This window comes from Oleiphilus sp. HI0079 (assembly GCF_001635105.1).
The window spans coordinates 1-5,922 of record NZ_LWFT01000641.1 but is presented as its reverse complement, the minus strand read 5'-3'; the positions used below and the strand labels follow the sequence as shown (position 1 = coordinate 5,922).

At 47.7% G+C, this 5,922-nt stretch carries 5 protein-coding genes; 1 reads left to right on the top strand and 4 read right to left on the bottom strand.

All coding sequences use genetic code 11. From position 1 onward, the window contains the following. The 3 genes from A3750_RS11645 to aceE form a co-directional block, all read right to left on the bottom strand. Positions 1-404: hypothetical protein (locus tag A3750_RS11645; protein ID WP_156498531.1), on the bottom strand; the 404-nt coding region annotated here is incomplete at its 3' end. 56 nt (positions 405-460) lie between these two features. Next, positions 461-2,107, bottom strand: a complete 1,647-nt coding sequence (locus A3750_RS11640) for a dihydrolipoyllysine-residue acetyltransferase (RefSeq protein ID WP_068465999.1) — start codon at positions 2,105-2,107, stop codon at positions 461-463. A gap of 14 nt (positions 2,108-2,121) precedes the next feature. Further along, entirely contained in the window at positions 2,122-4,770 is a 2,649-nt protein-coding gene (gene aceE, locus A3750_RS11635) for a pyruvate dehydrogenase (acetyl-transferring), homodimeric type (protein ID WP_068458190.1), read from the bottom strand. Between the two features lie 195 nt (positions 4,771-4,965). Here aceE and A3750_RS11630 point away from each other — a divergent pair, with 195 nt between their 5' ends. Continuing rightward, complete coding sequence (locus tag A3750_RS11630; RefSeq protein WP_068458188.1) at positions 4,966-5,556, top strand: hypothetical protein; 591 nt, start codon at positions 4,966-4,968, stop codon at positions 5,554-5,556. 84 nt (positions 5,557-5,640) lie between these two features. Here A3750_RS11630 and A3750_RS11625 read toward each other — a convergent pair. Further along, on the bottom strand, positions 5,641-5,922 hold a 282-nt coding region (locus A3750_RS11625; protein ID WP_156498530.1), incomplete at its 5' end, for a helix-turn-helix domain-containing protein.

Here is a 5,922-nt window from a genome sequence, read left to right as displayed (position 1 = left end):
TTGTAAGCAAAAGGGTGAACGAGTTGCCCTTTTAGACTCTGTTCAGGGCTAAGAGTAACTGGGTGAAAATTTCCATGCGGGTTGCTTTGTTCGTGCTCAATAACGGCGGATATTTTAGTGTTGCCGTGTCGATCCTCGCGCAAATCGATAATCAAACCATAAAGATCATATTCGTGATCAATCATTGGACTGACGCGCAACTTGATCGAACCACCGACAGCAAGATCATGCCGAGCACTTGCATCGATAACAACCGCGAAACCAATACTCGAAAAGTCGATGAGCGAGGCTTCCACCTCGCTACCGAGAACGGCAACGCTCGCTCTGAAACCGTGCCTGCCAGTTAACGCTTGCCGCGCGATTCGGCGGTCTTCATGCCGAATGAATCGAGTTTGAAACTCCATAGCTATATACCGTTGCCCTTATCGTTCTATTGCCTTATTGCGGGACTTCTAACAGTTTAAAACAAAAGTTCTCGAATATCCGACAAATATTTTGCGATCTGGGTGGTAAATCGAGCCGCGTCAGCTCCATTTACGGCTCTGTGGTCATATGAGAGCGAGAGTGGCAACATCAACCGTGGAGCAAACTTTTCGCCGAAATATACCGGTTTCATTTGCGCTTTCGACACGCCTAAAATCGCGACCTCGGGCTGATTAACGATAGGAGTGAACGCCGTGCCTCCAATACCGCCTAGGCTTGAAATGGTAAAGCAAGCACCTTGCATATCTGCAGGGGACAGTTTTCGAGCCTTTGCCTTTTCTGCCAAATCACCGAGCTCGGCGCTAATTTCCCATAGGTCCTTGCTCAACACATCCTTTATAACAGGAACGACCAAGCCATAGTTCGTATCTACGGCGACCCCTATATGATAATAGTGCTTCTGCACAATCTGTTGATTCGCGAGATCGATCGATACATTAAACTGCGGCAAATCCCGCAAGGCATGTGCGCTCGCTTTGATCAGAAACGGTAACGGCGTCAACTTCAAGCCTTTTTGCTCAGCATCTGATTTTTTCGACTTCCTAAATTGCTCTAATTCTGAAATGTCAGCTTCATCAAACTGAGTGACGTGCGGCACGTTGCTCCAACTAGATTGCATATTGCGCGCAGTCAAAACCTGCAACTTATCCATCTTTCGCGTTTCGATTTCACCAAACTTAGTGAAGTCTGGCAGCTCAGGAGAATTAACGACTCCCGCCACCTGCCCACTTTGAGCTGCCTGTACCTGAGTTTTTATGTAGGCATTCAAGTCATCTTTCTGAATTCGGCCCTTAGGCCCTGTTGCACTGACCCGATCCAGCTCAACACCAAGCTCGCGCGCGAGTTTTCTTACTGCTGGCCCAGCGTGGACACTATCCTGCCCAGATTTAATGGGCACTGGTTGATGCGGCTGAGGAGATGCTTTGGCCTCAGCCTGATTAACCCTCTCTGCCTGCGCTGAAGCGCCTTTTTTGGCTGACGATGCACCAGAGCTAACATCGCTGCCCGCGTCTTTTACGTCTGAGTCCGATTTCTCGGACTGAATTAACGCAATCAAATCACCTTCACTCAGTTTGTCGCCAACCTTTACCTTTAGATCAGAAACGACACCTGTATACGGTGACGGAATATCCATCGAAGCCTTATCGGATTCAAGCACTAACAGCGCTTCATCCTTTACGATTTGATCGCCAGAGGCTACCGATATCTCTATGACTTCCACCGCTTCCGCCCCACCAACATCCGGGACTCGAACCTCCTTAATGCCTTCAGACTCAGTGCCAGAAGGCTTAGAAGTGTCAGCCGACGCGGAGTGGTCCGTTTCTTCGGGATGCTTAGGCTGCGACTCAGCAGATTTTTCTTTTGGCTGTGATGATGCTTCTTCTCCGACCACACTCAATTCTAAGAGAGGGTCTCCTTGCTTCACTTTATCTCCAACTTTTACGGACAACCTCGCAACCTTCCCTGCAAAATTCGCGGGAACCTCGATACTCGCTTTGTCCGATTCGAGTACTACAACAGGGTCATCAATAGCAATGCTATCACCTTCCGCAACAAGGATCTCAATAACCTCGACTTCAGAATCTGTGCCTACATCGGGTACTAAAATATCGTTATCACTCATTTTCAGCCCCTCCGTTAGCGCAACATTGGCGCAATAGCGCTGCGGTCAATATTAAATTTTCGCAGTGCGTCTAAGCTTAATTGAGTATCTACCTTGCCTTGTTTTGCAAGGCTATCGAGCGCAGCTACAACGATGTAGTAACGATCAACCTCGAAGAAACTACGAAGCTTCTCTCGCGTATCACTGCGACCAAATCCATCCGTTCCAAGCACTGTATAAGGCGCCTTGATATAGGCACGGACTTGCTCACCATACAGCCGAATATAATCCGTGGACGCAATAACGGGCATTTCGTCATCCAGGCAATCCGCAATATAAGGAGACTTCTGATGGGTATCAGGATTCAACATATTCCATCTTGCTGTTAACTGGCCATCACGGGCAAGTTCGTTAAAGCTAGTGACACTCCAGACCTTCGAGGACACATTAAATTCATCTTTGAGAATCTCCGCAGCCGCCGCCACTTCATTATAGATTGCACCACTTCCAAGTAACTGCACCGACAATTCAGACCCGCCATCTAGCGTCTCTCGAAGATACATGCCTTTGAGGATTGCGTCCTCGCTGCCTTCGATGATTGGAAGCTGCTGGTAATTCTCGTTAGTGACCGTGAGATAGTAATAAACAGACTCGTTATTCTCATACATGCGCTTGATGCCATGCTGAATAATCACCGCAAGCTCGCAGGCAAACGCCGGGTCATAAGCGACACAATTCGGAATTGTGGAGGCAAGTACGTGACTGTGACCATCCTGATGCTGAAGACCTTCGCCATTTAACGTTGTTCGTCCTGCAGTCCCACCAATGAGGAAACCTCTAGAGCGCATATCGCCTGCGGCCCATGCGAGGTCACCGACTCTCTGGAACCCAAACATTGAGTAAAAAATATAAAAAGGAATCAATGGGTAGTCATGCACACTGTAGGAGGTGGCACAGGCAATCCATGCAGCCATAGCACCCGCTTCATTGATACCCTCTTCCAAAATCTGACCAGCCTGATCTTCTCTATAGTACATGACCTGGTCGCGATCATTGGGGACATACTTTTGGCCTTCAGAGGTATAAATTCCAAGCTGACGAAACATCCCCTCCATGCCAAATGTTCTCGCCTCATCCGGCACGATGGGTACTACGCGCTTTCCAATTCTCTTATCTTTTGTGAGCGATGACAGCATTCGAACAAATGCCATAGTGGTTGAAATTTCTCTGTCTCCAGAGCCATCTAGCTGAGCCTGGAAAAGATCCAGAGAAGGAGCCGTTAAAGGCGCGCTTCGCTGACGACGCTTGGGATAGAAACCGCCAAGCTCTTCTCGACGGCGCTTCATATAGATGGCTTCGGGACTGTCTGGCGCAGGCCTGTAATATGGTACTTCTGCGATTTTATCGTCGCCGATTGGAACACCAAAACGATCCCTGAAAGACCTTAACGATTCCTCGTCCAGTTTTTTAAGCGAATGTGTGGTGTTCGTCGCTTCTCCGACCTTCCCAAAACCATAACCTTTCACAGTATGCGCCAAGATAACTGTTGGCTGGCCCTTGTGATGAACCGCTTTGTGGTATGCAGCATAAACCTTATACGGATCATGGCCACCGCGGTTTAACTGCTCAATGTCTTCATCTGTATAAGACTCACCAATTTTAGCCAGCTCAGGATAACGTCCGAAAAAGTGCTTGCGCGTATATGCTCCTCCGTTGGACTTAAAGCTCTGCATTTCACCATCCACAAGCTCATTCATCGCTTGCTGCATCGCGCCGTCGCTATCCTGCTCAAACAACGGGTCCCATTTTCGACCCCAGACAACCTTCAAAACGTTCCATCCTGCGCCCCGAAATACGCCTTCGAGCTCTTGTATTATTTTGCCATTCCCACGAACTGGGCCATCAAGGCGCTGAAGATTGCAGTTCACGACAAAAATTAAATTATCTAGCTTTTCACGACCAGCCAGCGCAATCGATCCAAGCGTTTCAGGCTCATCGGTTTCACCGTCTCCGACAAAGCACCATACCTTCCTCTCGCCTTTCTCAGTTAAGCCTCGGCTGTGGAGATACTTCATAACATGCGCTTGATAAATTGCCTGTAAAGGGCCGAGGCCCATTGAAACCGTAGGGAACTGCCAATAATCTGGCATTAACCATGGATGGGGGTAAGACGGCAGACCATCGCCGTCCACCTCATTGCGGAAACGATCCATTTGCTCTTCGCTTAGACGGCCTTCGATATAAGATCGAGCATAGATACCCGGAGCTGAATGGCCTTGCACATAAACCAGATCCGCCTCACGATTCTCATCACCTGCATGAAAAAAGTAATTAAAGCCAACGTCATACAATGTTGCACTCGAGGAGAAGGAGGATATATGTCCGCCCAATGCTCCAGGGCGATTATTTGCTCGTAGCACCATTGCCATGGCATTCCAGCGAATCAGCGAGCGAATTCTGCGCTCCATGAAAAGATCGCCCGGCATACGAGCCTCATCTTTTGGAGGAATAGTATTTCGATATGGAGTGACGACAGAGTGAGTGGGAAGCAAGCCATTCGAGGTGGCAACATCCTGTAATCTAGAAAGAATATATTTGGCTCTCTCTAGGCCTTCAAATTTAATAAGCGAATTTAATGATTCAAGCCACTCTTCAGTACCGTTTGGGTCCTGGTCGTTATTCATATACACTCCGTTTCAATAGAACTTTATGCACGAAAGGACAAAATATAGAGAAATGGCCGCTTCTGACATTTCTTCCACACCCAAATTCGTTCATAATTTAAAAAATAGTTAACAATCCTGATTAGGAATTAATATTGAGCCAAAGTTTGAAGTACTGCGTAACTCTCATCCTCTGAGGCTTAATCAAGAACTACAATGAATAAATTATATTTGTTATTCACAATAATGATAGCAACTGCGCCAAATTCTTTTGCGGTTGAGCCTCTATCTGAAAATGACATGGGGGATCTTGCTCTTGATTCAGGCCAAAACCTGCTTCAATTGTATGGCCCTACAGCGGCTGGTTTGAGCATCGAGGCAGTAGGTGACAGCGAAGAACTAGACAATGCTGCCGCGGAAGACAGTGTGGATGACACGAGCATAAAAACAGCTGCGTCGACCCTGAAGAGCATTGAGGAACAACTGACCGAAGAGTTCAATAAAGATCGTCAAGAGCTTAATCTTGACCCTAATCTTGACGCCATCATCAAGCCCATTGAACGCGTCGTTGGGCAGGCTACTGCTTTCGATACGACGAGCGAAATTCAGTACGACAAAGATAAGTTCAAACATGAAGCGACCTTCAACGCGGATGGAACGGTGCAACATGATCGTAACTTACAAATTGACTTGCTCAAGTTTGAGCGACTAGGTACCGACGACTTGAACGATCCAAGTCTCGGAAGCATCTATATTTCTGACTGGTCCTCAAGGGGATCGACGACAACGAGTTGCGACGGATGCTAGGACTTTGGCCTAACCGCTAAACAAAAAGGCGCTTCTACTAGAAGCGCCTTTTTTAAATCTTATTAATTACTCATGCATCTACGGTCATCGGGTACCGTAAACAACCATTGTCTTACCTTTCACCTGAACAAGACCTTGCTCTTCAAGTGTTTTCAAAACTCGACCAACCATTTCACGGGAACAGCCAACAATTCGCCCAATTTCTTGGCGAGTAATTTTGATCTGCATTCCGTCTGGATGCGTCATTGCGTCCGGCTCTTTGCACAAATCAAGTAAGGTTCTAGCGACACGTCCTGTCACATCTAGGAACGCCAGGTCACCAACCTTTCTAGTCGTCTGGCGAAGGCGGGATGCCATTTGCTCGCC